Genomic DNA, 23,346 nt, shown 5'->3' on the forward strand with positions numbered 1-23,346 from the left:
ACATTTGCAAGACTAAAAACGACCTGGATCGTCATCCAATGCAAGTAAGAAATTAATTAAATCGGTTTGCTGTGCCGGAGTAAATCCTGTAGTTTTATCTACATAAAATTCATGTCCCGTTCCATCTAAATTACTGCGTACTAAAGCGGGGTTAGCTTGATTAGCTGCAATAACTTGACTGCGTAATTGACGATCTAGTAAAGCCCGCAAACTACTTGCACTATCGGCAGATTGACCGATGCTGAGAGTTCCAGTTAAACCTAAACCCGTGCGATCGACTACCGTAAAACTGCCATTAGATTGTATCTTCAAGCTGCCTGCTCTGACTGCTACTCCACCATCATGCAGATAAGGTGCGCTGAGATATACTCCCCGCAAGGAAAGAGTCTTGTAACCGCCATCTGGTAAGAAACCTTTTGGTAGAGTGGTTGGACTGTCGCTAATCCCCTCTGTTGGTACGTCTAACACTTCGGCATTTGCAGGAATGGGAACGGGATTGTTAAGCGTGTAGATCTTGGGTGGTACTAGCACGTCTTTCAAAGCAAGACGCGATCGCGCACGGGCTGAGTTATTACCTAATTGTTTCAAAGGGTGAATTTTGTTGTCTGTAAAGAAAGGAGGCGCGTGACAAGTCGCGCAATTAGCTCGTTGAAAGACTTGAGCGCCGCGCCGCACGGAACCGTTTTTCAGTGCCGTGATGTTCTCTTGGGTTCGATTGGGAGGTGGTACTAGGCTATTTTGAAAGGCAGCCATAGCATTGTCGGCAAATAAGAAGGGTCCGCTAGCAATATCGTCTTGAACAAAGCTGTCAGGGCTGAAAATTGCTCCATTGTAGGTAAATAAGCTAGGTCGCAAATTGGGATACGTACCAGCACCAGGAGCCGGAATCTGATCTTCTAGTTCTGCTTGTCTGGGGTCGGGAGCCACCTGGCGCAGCCATTCCGAAGGTTTTACCCGTACTCCTTCTGGTAAACGCAAGCGAGGATCGGCAGCATTTTGCAGGACAACACCTAAATAAACTTCAGGATCTAAGCCCAGAGTCTCGGTGCTGAGCTGTGCTGCTGCTAGCAGATTACCTTCAGATGAGTGAACGCCGTTACCAGTAGCACTTAATCCAGCAAAGGGACCGATCGCAAACTGCCCGTCGAAAAAGTAGGGACCGCTCTTAAAAGTGAAAACGCTTGGTATTTGAGTGGTGTTGTTGATGCCATCAGGAGAACTCTCAAAGTGACCGAAAGGCACGTCTAATAAAGTATCGTCGAAAGCATCCTCAAACTTTTGCGGATCGGGTAAAGTGACTAAATTGCCGCGACTATCAACGATCGCCTTACCGTTGCCTTGATATTTAGGGTCGAGCGGGTCGAGATCTAAGCGAGCAAAGCCTGCTGTTGAGTTGGGTGCAAGCGCAATCAAAAAGCGAACGTTGAGATCGCCATTAGGTACTCCCTTGAGGCGATCGCCGAGTTGAGACGTAACATCATGACATACCGCACAAGTAAAGTTGCCATCAGGCTTTAAACCAATCGGGAAAGTAGCTCCCAAAAGGACATCCAGACCAGTATCGAGCGTGCTTCCTTTGGCATAGAAATGACTGCCCAGTTTTAAATCTTGCTGGAGGGTAAGTTGTAAATTAGTGGTTGGTCGCCCGCCTAATTTTCGTATTGCTGCGATTAACTCTGGTTGAATCCGAGCTAAGCCCGTACCGAAACCAAGGACACCTTGAATTCCCAGCGTGTCACCAACTTTGCGATTGAGGAAAATATCATCCCCAGCTTCTATCAACTGTTGGGTAATCTGGACAGCGCCAATTCGTTCAAAAGCACCAGGAGCGCTCGGATCTAAACCCTTTTTGCGCACGAGTTTCTCGGCTGCTTGCGGGGTGAGTAATTTTCCAAAATAGTCGTAGTAACCAAGTGGTTGAGTTGGGGCTGGTTGTAGCAGGGCTTCTGTGGCAAGAGTCAGCTTCGGAGCTAGTAAGTTTGTCGATAGCAATACCGCAGTTAAACTCACTACTAGCAACAAGCCAAACAGAGAAAATCGCTTCCGCCAACGCATATTTACCCCCAGGAAAACCCTATTCCTTGAGATTTTTCTGTAGTTTAAAATACATATTTATGATGGGTAGCAATACAATACAAAAAGTTGGGAATTTCCGTTACTTAAGTTCAAAATTTGGCATTGCAGCGATTATTTGTCATGTTTTGCGAAAAAAGATTACTGAGAGTATAAAATTTCGCTCCATCATATAGCATTCTTAGAACTTTCACGGAGCCTATCAATAAACGATCGCCACAGGCTTGACTCCCGCTGCCTATACATTTATCGACTTGTTGAAACAGATGTGGCGAGGATTGAACCGCACTATTTAACTATCGGCTGCAATCCATTCCCTAGCTGCTTTTTCTGCTGCCTCAGCCGTGTAGTAAATTTTTCCCTCGCCAAAAACACCAGTTCCCCGCAACACGCGAAATTGCCATACTTGTTGTTCCTCGCAGTAAAACACCAACAGAATCAATCTGCGATCGCTAACTAGTAAGTGAATGCGAGTGGAGGTCACAAGCAATCGAGCGGGCGAATAAACACTCTTGTGTATAGAGTACCGCTAAGACAGAACCAGCGATCGCCACTAGCTTAAATTCCACCATCAAGCCAAGTATAGATTTATCTCTATACTAATTGCAATTAATCCTGTGGATAAATTTAGAACGTAAGACTGTAGATTGATGAATTAAGGATTAATTTTGGCTCGAAGTGCGTAAATTGCCAAAGGAGCGATCGCAATGCTGACTTTTTTATTGATTGTAGGAGCAATGGGCGGGGCGATTTTTTATGTTGTGTGGAGTGAAAAACAGCTACAAGAGTTAAAAAACAGGGAATAGAGGCGTTGCAATGCAATGCCTCTTTCTTTTTTAACGTTATTTAATGGCGAGATCGCTTTTTCTCAGGTAAATTCCGCAGGGGAATTTCTCGACCTTGATAAAATTGCTTTTCCAGCCTACCTAACCACAGCCAAACCGCACCTAGAATTAAAGCCACTGTTGCAAACAGAAGCGAACCTGTAGCGGCATTTTCTCCTAGAAACAGAGTCAGAGGTGGATTGATAATTGCGATGACTGCTGCAACAATCGCGAGTCCTAACCGCAGGCGTTGAAGATTTGCCAGTGCTGCTCTACAACTAGCACATTTAGAAGTATGAGAGCGATCGCGATCTAACAACTGTGCTGTTGATAACGCCGGTGGTAAAGTTTCCCCTGGGAATGGATTAGCATTGTACTGATTAACCCACTGACGCAACTCAACAACGAAAGCATCAGCCTGAGTCGGTAGATAAAAAGCTTTAGTAAAATTACCACTCCCCCCACCTGCTTCGAGATATCGCTCTTGGTAATGCAGAAAAATTTGATCGTCCTCCAAAACAGAGTTCTGCCCCAAATGAGAATACCAGCGGGGTGTGAGCTTAATTATCCAACCAGGCAATTTAGAAGCAAATTTAAACGGAAAACGGGCAAATAGCCGACATTCACCCTTGCGAATCGGAGTAGCGTAGACAGCAGTAAGGGTTCGTCCAAATTGCTTTGATGTCAAGTCGTGCCACATCAACCCTGGAGCTACAAAAGTCGTGTCTTGCCGTCCCAAAGTTCCGCGTCGAGGTCCTTCCTGCCACACCCCTGTAAAACCGTGCTTGCCAGACTCGACTACCTCCAATTCTACCGAACTGGCATTCGCCCTATTCCCTACAGAACGGTGATGAGTAAAAGGAACGTGGCTAGCGTCCAAGACATTTTCCATTAGTGTTAGCGCATCATAGGGTAAGTCGCGAAACGTGTCGATGCAAACCCATCCCTCTAAGGATTCTTCCAAGGGTTCAATAACAGGAACTTTAGTCTTGGTTGCATTCTCAGCTTTCCCAGGATAGACAAACAGCAGCCCTTGCTTAACCACTATTGTAGGAAGCGATCGCACGCAGGCTCTCGGAGAAGTCACTGCTGCTTGACCCGCTACCTGTTGGGGAATGCGCTGACAGTCTCCCGCACCAGCAAACGCCCATCCGTGGTAAGGGCATTCTAACAACCCATCCTCAGCTATTCTCCCTTGCGACAGAGGCGCGAGGCGATGAGGGCATTTATCCTCAAACACGCGCCAGCACTCAGCTTGCTGCTCCCACCAGATCGCAATATCTTGTCCCAATAGAGTAAATGGTGTGGGCTTAGATTTATCCAAATCTTGCACGTAATGGACGGGATACCATACTTCTTGGCAGTCAAAGAATGCTGGGTCAGTTCCACCTGCAAGCATTTGCTCGGGTTCTAGATGCGCCGTAATATTTCTCTCTACTGTTTCCATAAATCAGTTGTCAGTTATCAGTTATCAGTGTAAAGACGTTACATGTAACGTCTTTACAAAGTTGTCAGTGAAGAAAGGGAGTCGGAAGCAGTAAGATCGTGAACCAGCGATGGCGAGCCTTCACCTATCTCTATTTTCTCGCTTCTTCTCAATAACCAACAACTAGCAACCGAAATCGCCAACTACCAACTACCAACCACCAGTTATATTTGAGTGGCGAAACCTTCAGCTGGTTGAGTGCGTCGAGATTGACACATTCCCAATTTCGTGCTGTCATTTGCTACTAGTTCAGCTTCCACGCGCCGAGGTTGTTACACTACATACAGCAAATTCAGATGGGCGATACCATCTGTGATGCACTGCTTAACTCCGTGTTACCCACACTACTAATGATGCCTTCTGTACCTGCTTTTTGCCGTCCTCCTTTTTGCTGGCGCTGGATCGTACCAGTGACGCTAGCGATCGCTTCCATTTTCCTCCCATCAATTGCCAAAAGCCAAACTCCGCCACCGTCACAGGATGCTAGTCAATCTCTGACAATTAACTCTGACATTCAGGAAGCTGACTCCAAAAGTGGCATCTTTACAGCTCGCGGTAACGTACAAATATTTTATCCAGCTCGCCAAATTCAAGCTACGGCAGCTCAAGCGCAATACTATCAGAAAGAACGCAAAATCGTGTTGAGTGGTAACGTTAATGTGTTGCAGCAGGGTAACAGTCTTAAAGGAGAAAGTATTACTTATTTAATCGATCAAGGTCGCTTTATTGCCACACCCAAGGCAAATCAACAAGTGAGATCTACTTATATTGTGAACGACACCAACCCTCAAACTGTCGCTCCAGCGCCAGCAACTCCCAATTTTAAACCCAAACCGCCTACATCAAAACCTCCAGCGCCCGCAACTCCCCGCTTTAACTCCAAACCCACCACCAGCACCCCAACTGCTCCGAAATGATATGTTGTCAGTTATCAGTTATCAGTGTAGAGACGTTACATGTAACGTCTCTACAAAGTTGTCAATTAGTTCTGACTTTTAACTTTTAACTTTTAACTTTTGACTTTTAACTGCTCTTTACTCACTCCTCCTCTCCATGAGATTTGCTCTAGAGAATATCTACAAGTCCTACAAACAGCGCACTGTTGTCAATCGCGTCGATATTTCTGTTTCGCAGGGCGAAGTTGTCGGGTTGCTCGGACCCAATGGTGCGGGAAAAACAACGACTTTTTATATTGCTACAGGGATAGAAAAACCCGATCGCGGCGTAGTTTGGTTGGATGACCGAGACATTACCAGCTTACCCATGCACAAAAGAGCGCGGTTAGGTCTTGGTTATTTAGCCCAGGAACCCAGTATATTTCGTCACTTAAGCGTACAAGATAATCTTCTTTTGGTGCTGGAGCAAACTCAAGTACCGCGTCGGGAATGGCAAACTCGACTCCACACTCTTCTGCGAGAATTCCGATTAGAAAAAGTCGCACATACGAAAGGAATCAGCGTTTCTGGGGGAGAAAGGCGCAGAACTGAATTAGCTAGAGCCTTAGCATCAGGAGTAGAAGGACCGAAGTTTTTATTCTTGGACGAGCCATTTGCTGGAGTTGACCCGATCGCAGTCGCAGAAATTCAAGGTATGGTACAAAAGCTACGCGATCGCCAAATTGGTATCCTAGTCACAGATCATAACGTCCGCGAAACTCTAGCCATTACGGATCGCGCCTATATCATGCGAGAGGGAGAAATTTTAGCTGCTGGTAGTGCGGATGAACTCTATCACAACCCCTTAGTACGAAAATACTATCTCGGTCAAAACTTTCAGTTGTAAGTGAGTAGTGAGTAGTGGCGAGTGATAACCAACAACTACCAACTACCAATTACCAATCACCAATTACCAATTACCTTCAACCACTCCCTAGTTTTCATTCCAATGACATTTGCCAAACACAAACGCTTCAAAGCCTTTCAATTGCTGGTTCCCAAGCCAGCACTGATGGATCGCTACATTGCGGCTGAGTTAATTCCACCGTTTTTATTTGGCGTAGGAGCTTTCTCTTCAGTTTTAGTAGCAGTTGGTACAGTGTTTGAGCTGGTGCGGCGGGTGGTGGAATCGGGACTCCCAATCTCGATCGCGTTTGACGTATTTCTCTTAAAGCTACCGTCTTTTGTCGTGCTGGCTTTTCCTATGTCCACTCTCCTAGCAGCTTTAATGACTTACAGTCGGTTGTCTAGCGATAGCGAACTAACGGCTCTACGTAGTTGTGGAGTCAGCATTTATCGGCTGGTACTGCCCGCATTGGTACTGAGTACTTGTGTTATGGGTTTGACTTTTTTATTTAACGAGCAAGTCGTCCCAGCTGCTAACTATCGGGCTACTACGACTCTAAGTCGAGCCCTGAAGGAAGAAAAACCCCAATTTCAAGAACAAAACATTTACTATCCAGAATATCAGGAAATTGAGCTAGCAGATGGCAGAGAAGTTAAGCGATTAACTCGCCTATTCTATGCTGATGCCTTTGACGGGCAACGAATGAGGGGTTTGACAATTATCGATCGCTCCCGTGGCGATCTCAACCAAATTGTGGTGTCAGATTCAGCCGAGTGGAACCCCAAACAGAATAAGTGGGATTTTTATAATGGCACGATCTATCTAGTTGCACCTGACAGTTCCTATCGCAATATTGTCCGGTTTGAGCATCAACAGTTACAACTACCGCGCACCCCCTTAGATGTTGCTGCTAACACCCGCGACTCAGATGAAATGAATATTGCTCAAGTCAGCGAACAATTGCAAGTCGCGATGATGAGTGGTAACGAACAAAAAATCCGCCGTTACAGCCTGCGGATTCAAGAAAAAATTGCTTTTCCATTTATTTGCACTATCTTTGGCTTAGTAGGTGCAACTCTAGGGACTAATCCTAAGGGTAAAGGTCGAGCGACCAGTTTTGGAATTAGCGTCATTATTATTTTCAGTTACTATATGCTGCTGTTTATGTGTGATGCTTTGGGTTTATCTGGCGTTCTCTCCCCGTGGTTAGCAGCATGGTTACCTAATATTTTTGGTTTTGCCACGGCTGGCTTTCTCTTATTCCGTGCTGATAAATGATATTGTTATTTGTCATTTGTCTCTAGCAACAACAAATGACAAATGACCTTATGCTAGCTGTCTCGATTCAGCTTCGAGTAATTGAATCAGGTGGTTGTCACCTTTTTCTCTAGCGATTTGCAGCCGTCGTTCTAAGTTACGACGCAAGTGATCTAGATGGGTGCTGTGTAGTTCTCGCAACACCAGCTGGCGATCGCTCTTAACTGGCTTTTGTTTAGCAGCGATCGCTGTCGTGTCCGTAGTTGCTCCATTGACTTGCGTGTATTCTCGCCGCAACCGCACAACTTCTACATCGATTGGATCGCCAGTGGAATAAGCAACGCCGCGATACTTCAAGTCAACTTTGGGCTGCGGTACGGGAATATGTCTGAGATATTGATGGTTCCAGGTTGCACCGCGATACGTTCCGCCAGCTGCGCCTGTCATAGTTTCTATTTGGGGTGAATTTTGTTCGTAACTGACACCGCGATATGAGAGTTTCATGGCTTCGCCTCTATAGTTCAAATTTTTTAGGTCAAATTTTTTTAGTAGTTTGACTAGAATGAGGCGCGTTCCTTCGGGATGGCTCCCTACTTCCGTCTCCACATCACATCTGCCAGAAGACAGAATTTGAAAAAATTGTAGAGATGAACGATTTTGTTTCTGTATTCTATTTTACTGTTTTCTAAAAAAAGCAGCAATTTTAATAAAAATTAATTGAATTTTCATTGTTAGTAAGGTGGGCATTGCCCACCTTACTCTTATTGCTTGCGCTAGCCTGCCCCAGCTTAAATATCCGTGGGAGTCAGAGACGAGCGGTGAAGATTGACCCTAAGATTCCTATCTTTTTGATTATCGACGTAATTACAAAAGAATCGACAGGACTTCAAAAAATTATCCATTGTTTTGCTGTTTTGCTTCTTCTAACTTAGTTTTTCTAGTGACTGCCTCAGCAGATGAGCAATGCAAGAGAAGAAAAAGTAAGACTATGAAGATGTTTCGCCGCGCGATCGCGTTCTTATTGGCTGTGAGTTTAATTGCTATTTCGATCGGATCGGGAAGTTCTGTCAGTGCTGACGACAATATAGCCGTCAGAAAAAATATTATTGACCTCACTTCTACAGAGAAAGCAGCCTTCATCCAGGCAATTAAAACCCTAAAAAATACCACTTTACCCGAGCATCAAATTAGCATTTACGACGAGTTTGTCGCCCAACACGTCGCGGCAATGGGGCTAATGTCAAACAATGCTAAAGGTCCAGCAGCTGGGCATGATGGCGCTCACGAAAGCTCGATATTATTACCTTGGCATCGCGAATTTATCTGGCGATTTGAAACAGCTTTGCGATCGGTCGATCCTAACGTCACGCTTCCTTATTGGGACTGGACGAACCCCCAAGCGTTAGCAGCAATTTTCTCAGATGACTTTGCGGGTGGCAATGGAGAAGGAGTCACAATCTCAATTCCAGATGCAGGCGATTTTTCGGGTGGTGCAGTTCCCGGTACTTTTAGCGCCGCCAATGGCTGGAATTTGTACCCAGAATTGCACATTACACCAGATGGACAACCGATGGGTGAAGTGCTACTGCGCTTCATGCAACTTCCGCCAACGAATAATTACCCAGTACCTCAAGCAGATGTCGATCGCATTCTGGCTGCAAACGACTACGATACTTTTCGCCAAGCGATCGAAGGGTTTATTCAATTAAATCCCTCCGGTCAGCCAAAAAATGGAGTATTCATGCATAATTATTTTCACAGCTTTGTAGGTGGAGCTAATTTCGACCCTAGTGTAGGTCGCCCCGAACCTCTAGGTACAATGGCTTCTCTTGCGAGTTCGATTTACGATCCGGTATTTTGGTTAATCCATGCTAATGTGGATCGACTCTGGGCGGAATGGCAGCAAAGCGGTCATGCTGGTAGTCAATATTATCCCGCTCAAGGTGGTCATTATGGGGAAAATTTGAGCGATCGCATGTGGCCCTGGGATGGAGGTGAATCAACCCCAGCCAATCAAGGGACGGGAGATCAACTATCTTTATTACCTGCTGTATCTGCAAATGATATCGTTACCCCAGCCGACACATTAGATTTAACTAAGTATGACTACACATACGACACGTTGAAGATGACAAATTCTAGATCTAGCTCTCGAATAGCTGTTTTGAGTCTGACTATCTTTGCTACGATCGCTTGGCGATTGCAGTTCCAGCAATTAAGTCGTAGAAGTTAGGTTTGGCGATCGTTTTGAGTGCGATCGGCAGCAGTGTTAAATCAATAGCGCTGCTGAAATTAATTTTTTATTAAACTAGTCAATTTTTTTTATACCTAACTTGTCTTCATCACTTAGTTTTTGTCGTGATGTGAAGAGCTGAATCTTAGGTTTTTCTGGGCTGAATCTGAGTGACTTTTAATACAGTAAACGCGATCGGGCGTTCTAGAAATGATTGTTTGCTACTCGAACTCTGACTGAGACTTTAGATAAGATTACACGCAAATCAACGACAAACAACACAATAGCTACTGTATTCTTAATCCCGCGTCTATCAAAAGCATGAGATTGTATGGTTTCTAAAGGTGTGTTCGATCGCACTAATTTACATAAGAGCGAGCATGAGCATATGCGTTTATATTATTTGCGTATACAGCACAACAACTCTCTAATTAAAAACAAGAATTTTCATTTTGATAGTAATTACTTATCAATATTTGCTGGCTGAATCAAAAAAAAACAAGTTAGACATAAATCAGACATAAACTACACATAGTGGCTTTCGCAGGTAGACAAAATCTCTGTTAAGCTCTTGATTAGTGACTTGTTCAGCTTTCTCAAGTATTTCCGTGTTAAGTCCGTTGCTTAATACGTATTTTCTAGAGTAACACTTAATACAGTAAACGCTTGCCTGCTAAATTGGATTGGACATATGTAGTATCTACGCTACTCTGCTCTGAAACTGTAATTAAATAGGTTATTACCGAGCGAATTTAACGACTCTTGCATTCAATGGAAGGACAAGAGTGTTGCAAAATGCTTTTGACAGATCTGTGTCATTCAGATGAATCCTTCCCATGTTAATAACGTTTTCATGGCAGAGGATATGGTGAAAAAGATTCTGGTGATAGAAGAGAGCGTCCAAACTCGCAATTTATTTTTAGAGTGTTTGGAGGCTAAAGGTTTTCATGCCATTAGTGCTGAAAATGGTGCGGTTGGTATACAACAAGTCCAAAAGCAATTACCCGATCTAATCGTGTGTGGCATTGCTAGAATAGCTGAATACGATGGGTTTGGTGTTCTAACTGCCATCCGCAAAAACCCTGCCACAGCAGTTATTCCGTTCATCTTTGTTACTAGTAGAACAACGCGAGATGACATCCGTAAAGGCATGGAGTTAGGAGCAGATGATTATCTAACTAAACCTTGTACTTTAAAGGAATTACTCAGAGCAATTAACGTCCAACTGGAAAAGAGAGAGACTATTCAGAAATGGTATACATCTAACGATCGGCAGACACTTTCAAAAGCAGCGGTTGCTGAAACTTTAAACTCTACAGCTTTGCACTCAATCTTTCCGGCAACTTCTCAAATGGCAGCTGTGTTTCGCTTCATTGAAGAGAATTACTGGCAACCAATTACTCTGTGTGACATAGCACAAGCTGTGGGCTATTCTCCAGCTTATTTAACTAATTTAGTCAGACAGCAAACTGGTAAGAGCGTTCATCGCTGGTTAGTAGAACGCCGAATGGCACAAGCAATTTGCTTGCTGCAAAAAACCGAGCAGACTATCGGTCAAATTGCTGAAACCATTGGCTATCAAGACGTTTGCCATTTCAGTCGTTACTTTCGTCAGTTTTACGGTACGAGTCCTCAAGCTTGGAGAAACGAACACCGCTGTCGCGTTGCCGCGAGCTAAATCTAAGCTAAATCAAAAGAAATGGCAAGCGCATCAAAAAATTACTCATTGGAACCACTATGCCGCGTTATGTAAGCTTTTCGGTTAGTACCTCGCCAATTCACTTTATAATTTTGATTCTATCGGCGATCGCAGTACTGACAATTAGCTAAACCATAACTCTTAAAAGTGGCTTATTTTTTGGCGTTGAATTTGGAAGTCATCTACACGAAACTGACTGCAAATTAGCAATTGCTAATCTAAATTGACTAGCAATTCCAACTCAACGGAAGTTAGAAACAAATTTCAGCTCTAATATTTCTTTCCAGGTTTGAGTTTCTACGTTCTGACGATTCGATCGCGATCGGAACGTGCTGAAAATCCTATCACCCAAACAGCAATGACCGACAACCACATTCGCTCATCTCCTTCTATCGACTCAGAAACCACATTCCATCCAGACACTGGTAGCGCCGAATCAGCATCGTCTCTCGATCCTAGCTATAAGTATTACAACTCCAAAGATTCCAGCAACATCGCAGCCAAGCCGGGAGATAACAATACTAGTACTCAGATGCTTGTGTTGCCCTCAGTTGCAGATGCGATCGCGCAGATGCTAGCAGACTTAGGCTTCAAATATGCCTTTGGAGTTGCTGGAGGTGCAATGGCAACCATTTGGGGTGCTTTGTCTAATAGCAGCATCCAGGTGATTCACTGCCGTCACGAAGGAGGAGCGGCTTTTGCAGCTGTAGAAGCATGTTTTGCTAGCGATCGCCCCGTTGTTGTCTTTACCACTGCCGGACCGGGACTAACGAACTCGCTAACGGGATTGCTAGCAGGGCGGGGAGAAGGAGCAAAAGTTATATTAATCTCAGCTTGTACCTCTGCCGCACAGCGCGGACGCTGGGCAATACAAGAAACTAGCACCTACACCATGCCACAAGCGGGAATTTTTACCCCAGGAGTGCTGTTCGACTACGCGATTACACTTGAGTGTGCCGAGCAATTACCGCAAATTTCCCGCCAACTTGCCCTCGGACTGTCACAATCTGGCGGTTTTGTCGCTCATTTGAGTATTCCGACAGGCGTACAAACTAGCAGTCTGAGCATACCACTGCCTCAGTTAGACCTTTCCCACGCTCTCATAACCCCCAGTGAGGAAACGATCGCCCATTGCGTGCAACTTTTAACCGAAGCACCTTTTGCGATCTGGGTGGGTTTTGGCGCGAGAAATGCTGCTGAAGAGATTTATCAGCTAGCCGAACGTACCGGAGCCGCAGTGATGTGTTCTCCCCGTGGGAAAGGGATCTTCCCCGAAGACCATCCACAGTTTGTTGGCGTTACAGGCTTAGGCGGTCATACCTCAGTTCTGAAGTACATGCAAGAATCTCCACCATTGCGAACTTTAGTACTGGGAACGCGATTAGGAGAACCCACTTCATTTTGGAATCCGACGATGGTTCCTGCGAGAGGATTTATTCATGTAGACATCGATCCAGTAGTTCCAGGAGTTGCTTATCCAGCAGCTGAAACAGTACCAGTTCAAGCCGATATCGGTGCATTTTTGCGATCGCTGCTCAAGTACATGGATAAGACGCAAAGCTTTGCAACTCTGAAAAGTCGCGCAAATAGAACGCTACCCCACCCGGAACCAGAAACAATTACCACTGCAACTAGCGATTTAATTAGACCTGAAGTCTTGATGGCAGCAATTCAAAAGGTGATGGTTGAAGGTAGCAATGCGGCGATCGCGGCTGAGTCTGGGAATTCGTTTACTTGGGCAACGCACATGTTGCGAATTGACAAACCAAATCGCTATCGAGTCAGCACCGGAGTTGGTTCGATGGGACATATGGTCGCAGGTGTGATTGGTATAGCTATAGGACGTAAGAGTAAAGCCGTTGCCATCACTGGAGACGGTTCAATGCTGATGAATAACGAGTTGAACACTGCCGTCAAGTATCAAATTCCTGCTATCTGGATCGTGCTGAATGACGGACGGTACAACATGTGCGAACAGGGGATGAAGATGTTGAAACTGCAAGGTGCAGATGCAACGATTCCCCAAGTCGATTTTGTGGCGATCGCCCGCGGGATGAGAGCTGATGGCATTCGCATCGAAAAAGAGTCTGAGCTTGAAGCAGCATTACAATGCGCGATCGATTCTCCTCTTCCTTTTGTCGTCGATGTCATCATCGACCCTTCGCGACTCGCACCTTCCGGCGGACGTAACAAGAGCCTGCAAGCGCAAGGAGTTAAATCAACTGCTAAAGAACAAGTTTCATTCCCCATGATTAGCGAATAGTGAATAGTGAGTGGCTAGTGGCTAGTAGCTAGTTAATTGCAACTTGCGACTTGCGACTTGAATTGTCCCCAGCCCCTAATTTGAGGATAGATGCGTGAAGCTGTTTGAGACCGTTAAAGAAATGGGACACGAGCAAGTCCTGTTTTTTCAAGATAAAGAACTGAATTTTAAAGCCATAATTGCTCTCCACGACACGAGTTTGGGACGAGCGATGGGCGCAACTCGGCTATTTCCTTATGCTAGTGAAGAAGATGCTTTACAAGATGTTCTGCGTCTGAGTCGCGGTATGACCTATAAGGCTGCTTGTGCCAATATTCCAGTAGGTGGTGGCAAGGCAGTAATTATTGCCAATCCCGACCAGAAGACAGACAAAATGCTCAGGGCGTATGGGCGTTTTGTCGATAGTCTTCAAGGACGTTTTATTACAGGTCAAGATGTGAATATTTGTCCTGAAGACGTGCAGGAGATGCGGCGCGAAACTAGATATGTTGTTGGATTAACGGGAAAAGCTGGTGGTCCAGCTCCAGCAACAGCTTTAGGAGTGTTTTTAGGAATTCAAGCTGCTGTTTTCTTTCAGTTCAACAAACAAGATTTGAACGGACTGCGAGTTGCCGTTCAAGGATTAGGAAATGTTGGCGGAAAACTGTGTGACTATTTACATCGGCGTGGGGTAAAACTTTTTGTCACGGATCTAAATCACAATAGAGCAGAGGAAATTAAGCAACTCTATGGGGCAAAAGTTGTAGAACCTGAAGACATATATTCACTCGACGTTGATATTTTTGCTCCTTGTGCAATGGGAGCAATTCTTAATAGCGAGACAATTCCCTTAATCCAAGCTTCTATTATTGCAGGCTGTGCTAATAATCAACTGCAAGATGAGAACATTCACAGCGCAATGCTGAAATCAAAAGGAATTATTTACTGTCCCGATTATGTAATTAATTCTGGCGGCTTAATTAATGTTTACCACGAACTTACATTTTCAGATGAGGCAAGTTACTTAAAACAAATTCATAGCATCTACGATACTTTGCTAGAAATTTTCACCAAGTCAAAAGCAGAAAATATCACAACTCAAGATGCTTCTAAGCGTCTTGCAGAAGAACGGATATTAAAAGCAAGAAAACTTGCGATCGCGGCGTAAATCAGTTCTCAGTGTAAAGACGTTACATGTAACGTCTTTATAAAGTTATCAGTATCTACATGCTACTGACAAATGACAAATAACCAATTAGTAATTCTCAATTCGGATGGAAAAAAATACGTTTGCTACGTCAGCTTATATTGCGACTTCACCAGAGATAGCTTTTGACTATCTTTGTAGTTTAAAGAATCTGGATGAATGGACTCTTTTTAGCCGGATGATCGAACAGATCGATGAGAATACCTGGCGAGGAACTGCTTCTGGCTATCAACGAGATCTTTTCTACCACGTTAGAAAGATTGAAAATCCGCTTTTTTTCGGTATAGAATGGCACTGTGGCTTTGAGTACCAAAAATACTTTCAAGTGTATCCTGTTCTATTATTTCCACCCGAATATGTAGAGCCAGGAACAGATGAGAAAGGAGTTTATTTTCACTGGTTGAGTTTTGTCGATCCAGCGCGCCGAACTCCAATGATTATGGAGGGAATTCATACAGTTCATACATCTGAATGTCGCTCGCTCAAGGCAATTTTGGAACGCAATGCTGGCGAGACTCAAGCAGCTCAAGGACGTTACAAAATTGATACTGATACGATTTACATTGACGCGCCGCTTGATACTGCGATCGCCTACTTACAAGATTTACGTAATTTAGATGAATGGGCGCATCTACTCCGAGCGGATGGTGAAGTCAGTAGCGAATCTGGTGAATTCTTAGATGAATATAACCAGAAAGTAAAAGTTACATTTCGCACCCACGATCTCAAGAATTACTACCTTGTAGAACAGGATTATTTTTATCCTGAATACAATTTTATTCAGCGCAGTCCTGTGATTCTGATTCCTTGTGCCTATGCCTTTGGTAACTCAGAAGCCCGTGGATGTATTCAACATCGCATTAGTTTCTGGGAAGTCGGCAAAGCTCCGCGTCACGGTAAATTAAAAGTAGAGGACTTTGGCGCTGAAAGTATGAATATTAAGCGTTTTCTAGAAGCTAAAGCTGGTAATTTTGACACCTTTGCCAGAGGGATGAGCTATCTTTTACCTTCTGCTTAGAAGAATACGAGAAGGCGCGATCGCGTTTTGTTTTTAAATTGAGGAAAAGGGATTCGGTGTCTTCATCAGGGGCATTAAAATTTTTCACTTCATTTACTAATTAGTTGCCAAAAGTATGAAGCTCAAACAACTTACGATTGCACTTATAACTGTTTCTATTGCCCTTGTTTTTGGACCGCAAGCCGCCAGAGCTGCGTCATTAACAACACTCGCTGATGGACTCAACAACGCACGGGGTCTGAACTTTGATTCTGAAGGTAATGCCTACATAGGCGAGACAGGATTAGGGGGAGATGGTGTTTGTCAACCGTCTCCTAGTACCCAATTTGAGCCGATATGTTCTGGTAACACTGGTTCGGTCACCAAAGTTACACCAGATGGTACGCAAAGTCGCGTCATCGACGGGACTGAATCTCTAGCGTTACAACAAACTAAAGAGCAAGGATCGGGTCCGCAAGAACTCAATTTTGATTCTAGTGGTAATGCTTATGTTCTATTTGGTTATGCTGGTAATCCAGCTAACCGAGATGCAGAGTTAAATGCTTTTTCTACCAACGTCCAATTTCCACCCGAACAACAGCAAGTCGCACCTCCAGTTGCTCCCGACCAAGTGTTAGGCACGACTACCTTGGGCAAATTGTATAAAACGGATTTGAATACGGGTAGCTTAACTGAGGTTGCCGATTTAGCAAAAGCCGAACTTACAACCAATCCAGGTGGTGACGACGTAATTAGCAATCCCTTCGATTTTGTGATTAAAGACAATACCGCTTATATCGGTGATGGCGGTGCTAACGTTGTCTGGAATGTGAATTTAGATACTGGCGAGACTAAAGCAACAAAAATTCCTGGGCAAACCTTAGAAAATCCAGAATTTCCACCAAACGTATCTATTCCTGGTGCGGGGCAAGAGCAACCTCCAGCCGGACAGCAAGGACAAGATGCGGTTCCTGGCGTACCAGCCGAGCAAGAGGCGGCTGGACCACCAGCAGGGCAAATACCAAGCCAGGTAGATATTCAATCGGTAGTTACAGGTGTAGATATCGGTCCTGATGGAGCCGTATATGCTGGCGAACTCACGGGCTTTCCATATCCCGAAGGTAAAGCAAAAGTTTGGCGGATCGGGGAGAACGGTGAGCCAGAAGTTTTTGCTGATGGTTTTACGCAAATTACCGATATCAAATTTGATAAAGACGGTAATTTACTGGTGTTGCAATTTGCTGATGAAGCCCAGTGGAAAGGTGGTGGTCAGAGCTTACAAGATCTACCAGGGTCTCTAATCAAACTTGCTCCTGATGGTACGCGCACGACTCTTGTAGCTGCGGGTGAAGGACTTGCCTCGGCTGCGGGTCTGAATATTGGTCCTGATGGTGAGATCTATGTCGTTAACAATGGGGTTGGACCAGGTACGGGGGAACTCGTACGAGTTGATGGTGTCGGGTCTGCGGCAGCCGTTCCCGAACCTTCATCTATTTTGGGCTTACTCTTGTTTGGAGTTATGGGTGGTGGTACGTGGTTCAAACGCAAACAGCAACAAGATCGAGAAGCGAATGCGCTTCGCGCAAGCTTCGCGAACGCGCCAGAACCAGCACAAACCTTATCTCAGTCCTCGATTTAGATCGCGCAACCATACCAAGAGGAGACAGGCAAATGAGTTTATTCAGAAATTTCTCGATCGCGATCGCTACTGCTGGATGTGTCATCGCCACCACAACCCAAGCTAACGCTTCCATTACCTTAGAATATGAGGGTGATATCGGTAGACCAGCCAACTTTGCCGCAGGAGAAACTCCATTCACTCCAGGTACGCTTGCCATTCCCCAAGGCGTAGCAGTACAGGAAGAAACAGGAAATGTTTTCGTAGCTAATGACGTAACCGATCAAATCCAAGTTTTCGATTCCCAAGGTAATTATCTTCAAGGCATTGGCGGTACGGGTAGCGGACCTGGGCAATCTGACGGACAATCAGCGATCGCCTTTGAACCAAATACTGGGAATTTGTATGCGGGTGATGTTAACAACAACCGGATTAACGTCTTCGATCCGCAAGGCAACTATGTCAATTCCATTGCTCAAGGTCAATTTAGCGGACTTATTGAAGGCAGACCTTTCTTTGGACCATCGGGCATTGTATTCGATAATAAAGGCAATGGATACGTGGGTGATTATAGTAGCGATCGCATCTTGAAATTTAATTCATCAAGTGGCGAGGTTACTGGTTCTATTGGCAGCAGTGGAACTACACCTGGACAATTTCAAGGACCGTCAGGCATAGCAGTCAGGTCTGATGGAAATTTAGTTGTGACCGATCAGTTCAACAACCGCATTCAAGTCGTTAGCCCAGAAGGTGACGCGCTGCTTACTTTTGGCAAAGAAGGCACTGGAGAGGGAGAATTCAATCAGCCAATCGATGTTGAAGTGGACGAGAAAGATAATCTCTACGTGACGGATTCTATCAATAGTCGCGTTCAAGTATTCGATAAAAATGGTAACTTTCTAAGTGCATTTGGCGAACCTGCCCGCGATGCAAATGGCAATGTCGTACCACCTTTATCGTTAGGCGCACCCTCTCCCTATGGCGATCCCTTAGATCTCGAACCTGGTAAGTTTAACTGGACGGCAGGTTCGGACTTGAAAGATGGCAAGCTTTATGTTGGCGACTTTTTCCAAGGTCGCGTTCAAGTGTTAGATGTTGTAGATAGCTCCTCATCATCTGCTGAAGTTCCCGAACCTTCTGCATTTTTGGGTGTAGCTGTTTTAGGTGCTGGCGTTGCTGCGGTCAAGTTGAAAAAGGTAATGGGTAATGGGTGATGGGGAATTGGTAATGGCAATTATCAGCCATTAACAATTACTAATTAATATCAAATTCATCTGAACAATCGTATTGTCGCGGTGTTAGGGCGGGTTTGACGAGATCTTGAAATAAAAGTAGAGATTGTTGGTGAACCCGCCCCTACAAATACCGATCGCCAATGACCAATTACCAACTACCAACTACCAATGACTACAACACAAGTTAGCATCACTGATTTAATTCATAGTTGGTTGGAGCGGAATGTCGATCGCGCGGGTTTGAATTGGTTGGAGGAAAAGCGATCGCAAATTGCTCAAGGAGCGGCTGTAAAAGTATTTTTTACAGCTTTTAGTGCTACGCCGCGCTATACGGGCAAAAACAGCTTGCAGTTAACGCCATCTGACTTGCAAGCAGCTGCGATCGCCCGAAAAGGTTGGTTTCCGATCGATTGGAGTGTAGAGCGAGCTGCGCGGATACTCCTAGTCCTAGCTCTACCACAGCATGACGAGTCACAATACTTGCAAACGTTAGAGCAAGTCTTTACTGCTGCTGATATAAGGGAGTTAGTTGCACTCTACCAAGCTCTACCATTGCTATCTTACCCAGAGCGATTGAAAGCGCGGGCGGCTGAGGGAGTACGCAGCAACATGACTGATGTATTTAATGCTGTAGCCTTACAAAATCCATATCCAGCCGAGTATTTTGACAATCTTGCTTGGAATCAAATGATATTGAAAGCATTATTTGTTGGTAGTCCACTGCATTTAATTCAAGGACTCGATCGCCGTGCCAATCCAGAACTAGCCAAGATGTTAGTCGATTATGCCAGCGAACGCCAAGCCGCTAACCGCTCGGTATCTCCCGAATTGTGGGAATTAGTGAAAAAGTCAAAAGTCAAAAGCTAAAAGTCAAAACTAATATCTAATGACCAATGAGCAACAACAAAAGAGTATAAATTATGAATAATTCCGAATTCCGAATTCCGAATTCCGAATTCTATATAGATCCTCACATCCACATGACCGCTCGCACTACATACGATTACATAATTATGCGGGAGTCAGGGATTGTGGCGACGATTGAACCTGCCTTTTGGTTGGGACAACCTCGCACCCACGTTGGCACGTTTCAGGATTATTTTAATAGTTTGGTAGGGTGGGAAAGATTTCGCGCGAGTCAGTTTGGCATTCAACATTACTGCACGATCGGCATCAATCCGAAAGAGGCTAATAACGAAGCTCTAGCCGAGGCAGTGATGGAGTTGTTACCACTGTACGTTTGCAAAGAAGGTGTGGTAGCAATTGGCGAAATTGGTTATGACGACCAAACCCCAGCCGAAGACAAATACTTTCGCCTGCAATTAGAACTAGCGAAAGAACTAGATATGCTGGTGTTAATTCATACGCCCCATCGCAACAAAAAAGCAGGAACGAGCCGTAGTATGGATGCTTGCGTCGAGCATGGCTTAGATCCAGCACGGGTCATTATCGACCATAACAATGAAGAGACAGTACGGGAAGTTTTAGATCGGGGATTCTGGGCAGCTTTTACCATTTACCCGCAAACCAAAATGGGAAATTCACGTATGGTGGAAATTGTCAAGCAATACGGTTGCGATCGCATTATTGTCGATAGCAGTGCTGACTGGGGCATTAGCGATCCGCTTGCCGTGCCCAAAACTGCCCAACTGATGCGAGAACGGGGAATTCCAGAGACTTACGTTCGAGCAGTTTGCTACGAAAATGCCCTAGCTGCATATAGCCAAAGCGGACAAATACAAGAAACAGACTGGCTGGCTTCAGATGCGATCGATCAGCGACACATGTTTAACGGTAACTCAGTGCTACGCGGACAAGAACCAACCGTGAGATCGAGCAGAGAATGCATTTTGATCGAGTAAACAGTTATCAGTTATCAGTTATCAGGTGTGGGTAATTGGTAATTGGTAATTGCTAATTGTTGGTTGTCTCTCACCTGCGCACCTGCTCCCTTGTCTCGCTTGTCCCTTTCTTACCCTCACCCCTCGCCCCTCACTCCTCACCCCTTATGAGTGCCACAAGTTTAAATTCCTATCGCCTTTGGGCATATCTTCAGTTGATGCGTCCAGCTAATATTATCACTGCTTGGGCAGATATTCTGGCTGGATTTGCGATTTCTGGCTTTATGGTGATTCAAGCTGGAACTTTAGAATTGGAGGCACTCGGATGGTTGCTGTTAGCGACTACGGGTTTGTATGGTGGTGGAGTCGTGTTTAATGATGTTTTTGATGCCGAACTAGATAATAAAGAGCGACCCGAAAGACCTATCCCTAGTGGGAGAGCATCGCGTCAAAGCGCGGCTACACTAGCTAGCGTGCTGTTACTTGTTGGTATAGTCGCGGCTGCTCAAGTCTCTTTTCTAAGTGCAATTTTGGCTATTTGCATTGCAGTTGGGGCAGTCGTGTATGACAGTTTAGGCAAACATCAGGCTTTAGTAGGGGCGCTGAATATGGGTTTGTGTCGTGGTGGCAATCTCCTCCTCGGTATGAGTGCCGTGCCTGCAATAGTTGGTGAATATTGGTTTTTAGCACTTATTCCGATTTTTTACATTGCTGCAATTACTAGCCTCAGCCAGGGTGAAGTGCATGGAGCTAAAGGTAATACTCCGACGATCGCGCTTTTACTAATTATTACAGTCATTACCGCACTATTCGGATTAGAGCTGCTGCCCAATTATCACATCCTCACAGCATTACCCGCGATCGCTCTATTTACAGGCTACTTATTACCACCCGTTATTCAAGCTGTAAGCCAACCCACCCCAGAACAGATCCGTAATGCCGTGCGATCGGGCATACTATCGCTCGTCATTCTCGATGCAACAATTGCCACTGGTTTCGCCAGTTTGCCTTATGGCTTATTCGTTTTGTGTCTTTTACCTATTTCGATCGCACTCGCACAAATATTTGCTGTGACATGAAGTCGGTCAGTGTAGAGACGTTACATGTAACGTCTCTACAAAGTTATCAATTAACAGTCAATCAATAACAAATGACCAATGACAAATTTTAATAGATCTCGAAAAATAACGATTATTGGTGGAAGGGGTAGAATGGGTCAGTTTTTTACCCATCAGCTGTCTACAGCCGGACATCAAGTCAGTAGTTTGGGAAACCAGGACTGGGATCGAGCCAGTCAACTGCTGGGTGAAGCAGAACTTGTCATAGTTAGCGTTCCCATCGAACTGACAGTAGCTGTTATCGAACGTGCAGCCAAGTATCTGTCGCCAACTACAGCTTTAGCTGACATTACAAGTATTAAAGCCCAACCCGTACAGGCAATGCTGGCGAGTCATGCCGGAGCCGTGATGGGATTGCATCCGATGTTTGGTCCTAGCGTTAAATCGTTTGCTGGACAAAAAGTCGTTATTTGTTCTGGGCGAAACGACGAAATATTTCAGTGGTTATTAGATTTTATTGCCGATCGCGGTGGCGAATTAATTAGCTGCACACCTGAAGAACACGATCGCATTATGGTAACGATCCAAGCAACGCGACACTTTTCTCGATTTTGTTGCGGTGCGTTCTTGTCAGCAGAAAATACCGATATCGATCGAAGCTTATTAATGTCAACTCCTAGTTATCGGCAAGAAATTGAGATTGTTAATCGCTTATTCGCGCAAAATCCAGCTTTATGCGTAGATATTATGCTAGCCACAGAAGAAAGATGTGAAGCGATCGCGAGATTAGCACAAACCTACAGCCGTTTAGCAGAACTTATTCTTCAAAAAGACCGTTCGGCATTAATCCGAGAATTTGAAATTGCCCAAAGCTTTTTAACTCAAGAAAATTTAGCTTCCACCAAACAGAAAGAATACGCGGTCGCGGCTACTCAGTTGTAGAGACGTTACATGTAAAGTCTCTACAAAGCAATCGATTAATTTCGACTTACGACTTACAAATTACCAATTGCCCATTACCCCTATGCTTATTGATATTTTTCATGATTTTGCTTGCCCTTGGTGCTGGATTGGCAAAAAACACTTGTTTGATGCGATCGCTCAATGGCATGGTGAAGCTGTTCGCATCCGCTGGCATCCATTCTTATTAGATAACTCCATTCCGCCAGAAGGATATGAGTTTCGTAGCTTTATGCAGGCAAGGAAAGGAATCGAAGCGGTAGCACTACAGCAAATGTTCGATCGCACTCGTCAAGTAGGTGAGAGAGCAGGAGTTAAGCTAGATTTTAATCAGATATCTTTGGCTGTTAACACAACTCTTGCTCATCAATTAGTTGCTTTAACGCCCGAAGATCTCAAAACAACTTTAGTTGAAGCAATTTATCAAGCTTATTTTGAACGTAACCTCAACCTTGGCGATCGAGACACTTTGATTTCTATAGGCGATGCTGTTGGCGTAAATACAAATAAGCTGCGTAATTTTTTAGGCAGTCATGCGTTAGTTAACTCAGTTATTGCTGAGTCAACATTTGCGCGGCTAAATGGAATTACCAGCGTGCCATTATTCATCTTTAACAACAAAGTCAGAGTTGACGGTTCTCACTCAGTCGAAGTATTCAAACAAGCCATGACTCGCGCTGCATTAATGGAAAAAAGTAATTTGTCGGAAGTTGTACGGGCGCACAGCTGTGCGCCCGTACGGGAGTCGGGAGTCGGGAGTCGGTGAAGATATCGCTCGGGAGCAACTACCAATGACCAATGACTAATTACTAATTACTAATTCCCCACGCACCA

General features: G+C 44.8%; 20 protein-coding genes and 1 riboswitch. Of the genes, 15 read left to right on the forward strand and 5 right to left on the reverse strand.

All coding sequences use genetic code 11. The features are described from left to right. Positions 1 to 12: 12 nt before the first annotated feature. From CHRO_RS15225 to CHRO_RS34375, 4 genes are all read right to left on the reverse strand, one after another. A complete protein-coding gene (locus CHRO_RS15225; RefSeq protein WP_015155120.1) occupies positions 13 to 2,055 on the reverse strand; it encodes a di-heme oxidoredictase family protein in 2,043 nt (680 codons plus the stop codon). 310 nt (positions 2,056 to 2,365) lie between these two features. Then, on the reverse strand, positions 2,366 to 2,557 hold the full coding sequence (locus CHRO_RS15230) for a hypothetical protein (RefSeq protein WP_015155121.1): 192 nt from the start codon (positions 2,555 to 2,557) through the stop codon (positions 2,366 to 2,368). Between the two features lie 362 nt (positions 2,558 to 2,919). Next, a complete protein-coding gene (locus CHRO_RS15235) occupies positions 2,920 to 4,344 on the reverse strand; it encodes an aromatic ring-hydroxylating dioxygenase subunit alpha (RefSeq protein WP_015155123.1) in 1,425 nt (474 codons plus the stop codon). Between the two features lie 148 nt (positions 4,345 to 4,492). After that, positions 4,493 to 4,621 (reverse strand): hypothetical protein, encoded by a 129-nt coding sequence (locus tag CHRO_RS34375; RefSeq protein WP_256498125.1) that lies wholly within the window; start codon positions 4,619 to 4,621, stop codon positions 4,493 to 4,495. Between the two features lie 58 nt (positions 4,622 to 4,679). On the opposite strand from CHRO_RS34375, the gene CHRO_RS15240 reads away from it, so the two are divergent. The 3 genes from CHRO_RS15240 to CHRO_RS15250 all read left to right on the forward strand — a co-directional run bounded on the left by CHRO_RS15240 (position 4,680) and on the right by CHRO_RS15250 (position 7,443). Further along, positions 4,680 to 5,300, forward strand: coding sequence for an LptA/OstA family protein (locus tag CHRO_RS15240; protein WP_015155124.1), 621 nt, complete (start codon positions 4,680 to 4,682; stop codon positions 5,298 to 5,300). 136 nt (positions 5,301 to 5,436) lie between these two features. Beyond that, positions 5,437 to 6,165 (forward strand): LPS export ABC transporter ATP-binding protein, encoded by a 729-nt coding sequence (gene lptB, locus CHRO_RS15245; protein ID WP_015155125.1) that lies wholly within the window; start codon positions 5,437 to 5,439, stop codon positions 6,163 to 6,165. A 165-nt stretch (positions 6,166 to 6,330) separates the two neighbouring features. Beyond that, positions 6,331 to 7,443, forward strand: a complete 1,113-nt coding sequence (locus CHRO_RS15250; RefSeq protein ID WP_041463170.1) for an LptF/LptG family permease — start codon at positions 6,331 to 6,333, stop codon at positions 7,441 to 7,443. Between the two features lie 48 nt (positions 7,444 to 7,491). Here CHRO_RS15250 and CHRO_RS15255 read toward each other — a convergent pair whose 3' ends face one another. Then, complete coding sequence (locus CHRO_RS15255) at positions 7,492 to 7,926, reverse strand: DUF4278 domain-containing protein (RefSeq protein WP_041463171.1); 435 nt, start codon at positions 7,924 to 7,926, stop codon at positions 7,492 to 7,494. A 62-nt stretch (positions 7,927 to 7,988) separates the two neighbouring features. Further along, positions 7,989 to 8,078: riboswitch (Glutamine riboswitch) on the reverse strand. Between the two features lie 332 nt (positions 8,079 to 8,410). Here CHRO_RS15255 and CHRO_RS15260 point away from each other — a divergent pair. The 12 genes from CHRO_RS15260 to CHRO_RS15315 all read left to right on the forward strand — a co-directional run bounded on the left by CHRO_RS15260 (position 8,411) and on the right by CHRO_RS15315 (position 23,278). Next, on the forward strand, positions 8,411 to 9,655 hold the full coding sequence (locus tag CHRO_RS15260) for a tyrosinase family protein (RefSeq protein ID WP_015155128.1): 1,245 nt from the start codon (positions 8,411 to 8,413) through the stop codon (positions 9,653 to 9,655). Between the two features lie 823 nt (positions 9,656 to 10,478). After that, positions 10,479 to 11,333, forward strand: a complete 855-nt coding sequence (locus CHRO_RS15265) for a response regulator transcription factor (protein ID WP_015155129.1) — start codon at positions 10,479 to 10,481, stop codon at positions 11,331 to 11,333. A 379-nt stretch (positions 11,334 to 11,712) separates the two neighbouring features. Beyond that, positions 11,713 to 13,617 carry a scytonemin biosynthesis protein ScyA gene (gene scyA, locus CHRO_RS15270; protein ID WP_015155130.1) on the forward strand — a complete coding sequence of 635 codons (1,905 nt, stop codon included), beginning with the start codon at positions 11,713 to 11,715 and terminating at the stop codon, positions 13,615 to 13,617. Positions 13,618 to 13,711: 94 nt separating this feature from the next. After that, positions 13,712 to 14,764: a tryptophan dehydrogenase ScyB gene (gene scyB / locus CHRO_RS15275; RefSeq protein WP_015155131.1), complete on the forward strand. Its 1,053-nt coding sequence runs from the start codon at positions 13,712 to 13,714 to the stop codon at positions 14,762 to 14,764. Positions 14,765 to 14,870: 106 nt separating this feature from the next. Further along, a complete protein-coding gene (gene scyC / locus CHRO_RS15280; protein WP_015155132.1) occupies positions 14,871 to 15,821 on the forward strand; it encodes a scytonemin biosynthesis cyclase/decarboxylase ScyC in 951 nt (316 codons plus the stop codon). Between the two features lie 115 nt (positions 15,822 to 15,936). Next, on the forward strand, positions 15,937 to 17,439 hold the full coding sequence (locus tag CHRO_RS15285) for a ScyD/ScyE family protein (protein ID WP_015155133.1): 1,503 nt from the start codon (positions 15,937 to 15,939) through the stop codon (positions 17,437 to 17,439). A gap of 32 nt (positions 17,440 to 17,471) precedes the next feature. Continuing rightward, positions 17,472 to 18,632 (forward strand): scytonemin biosynthesis PEP-CTERM protein ScyF, encoded by a 1,161-nt coding sequence (gene scyF, locus CHRO_RS15290; RefSeq protein ID WP_015155134.1) that lies wholly within the window; start codon positions 17,472 to 17,474, stop codon positions 18,630 to 18,632. 189 nt (positions 18,633 to 18,821) lie between these two features. After that, the gene (locus CHRO_RS15295; protein WP_015155135.1) at positions 18,822 to 19,520 is read left to right on the forward strand and encodes an EboA family metabolite traffic protein; all 699 of its coding nucleotides are present in this window, start codon (positions 18,822 to 18,824) and stop codon (positions 19,518 to 19,520) included. A gap of 53 nt (positions 19,521 to 19,573) precedes the next feature. After that, entirely contained in the window at positions 19,574 to 20,515 is a 942-nt protein-coding gene (locus CHRO_RS15300; RefSeq protein ID WP_015155136.1) for a TatD family hydrolase, read from the forward strand. Positions 20,516 to 20,661: 146 nt separating this feature from the next. Next, positions 20,662 to 21,573: a UbiA-like protein EboC gene (eboC, locus tag CHRO_RS15305; RefSeq protein ID WP_015155137.1), complete on the forward strand. Its 912-nt coding sequence runs from the start codon at positions 20,662 to 20,664 to the stop codon at positions 21,571 to 21,573. A 78-nt stretch (positions 21,574 to 21,651) separates the two neighbouring features. Continuing rightward, entirely contained in the window at positions 21,652 to 22,494 is an 843-nt protein-coding gene (tyrA, locus tag CHRO_RS15310) for a bifunctional chorismate mutase/prephenate dehydrogenase (protein ID WP_015155138.1), read from the forward strand. Between the two features lie 82 nt (positions 22,495 to 22,576). After that, positions 22,577 to 23,278: a DsbA family oxidoreductase gene (locus tag CHRO_RS15315; RefSeq protein ID WP_015155139.1), complete on the forward strand. Its 702-nt coding sequence runs from the start codon at positions 22,577 to 22,579 to the stop codon at positions 23,276 to 23,278. Positions 23,279 to 23,346 lie beyond the last annotated feature (68 nt).

It is taken from the genome of Chroococcidiopsis thermalis PCC 7203, assembly GCF_000317125.1.
In the GTDB taxonomy this organism is placed as follows: Bacteria; Cyanobacteriota; Cyanobacteriia; order Cyanobacteriales; family Chroococcidiopsidaceae; genus Chroococcidiopsis; species Chroococcidiopsis thermalis.